Genomic DNA, 544 nt, shown 5'->3' with positions numbered 1-544 from the left:
GCGAGGCCAAGCGGCGCGGGCGACGCGGGGGCCGGCGCGGGCACCGCGGAGAACCGGGCGAGCACGCGCCGCGTCACCTCGGGCGCCAGCATGCCGTCACCCGCGGCGAGGGCGCGGACCGCGGCGATCAGGTCCTCCGCCCCGGCGTTCTTCAGCAGGAAGCCGCTGGCCCCGGCATCCAGCGCGCGGTACAGGTAGTCGTCGCGGTCGAACGTCGTGATGATCGCGATGGCTGCGCGGACCGCCGGATCCGCGACGATCCGCTCGGTGGCCTCGATGCCGTCCATGTCGGGCATCTGCACGTCCATCGTGATGACGTCGGGGAGCAGGGCGGACGCCTGGGCCACGGCCTCCGCTCCGGTCGAGGCCTCGCCCACCACCGTGATGTCGGGCTGCGTCTCCAGGATCGTGCGGAACCCGGTGCGCAGCAGCGCATGGTCGTCCACGAGCAGCACGCGGATGGCGTCGGCGCTCATCGGCTCGCTCCCGCCGCGACCGGGGCGAGGGGCACCCGGGCCCGCACGCGCAGCCCGCCGGGCGGCCG

General features: G+C 75.7%; 1 protein-coding gene. It reads right to left on the bottom strand.

All coding sequences use genetic code 11. From position 1 onward, the window contains the following. A partial coding sequence (locus tag DW299_RS05065) for a response regulator (protein ID WP_136035926.1) occupies positions 1-476 on the bottom strand: 476 nt, incomplete at its 3' end. Positions 477-544: the final 68 nt, after the last annotated feature.

The organism is Microbacterium sp. K35 (assembly GCF_004794375.1).
Taxonomy (GTDB): Bacteria; Actinomycetota; Actinomycetes; order Actinomycetales; family Microbacteriaceae; genus Microbacterium; species Microbacterium sufflavum.
The sequence above is the reverse complement of the archived record's forward strand: the minus strand, read 5'-3'. Positions and strand labels throughout refer to the sequence as shown.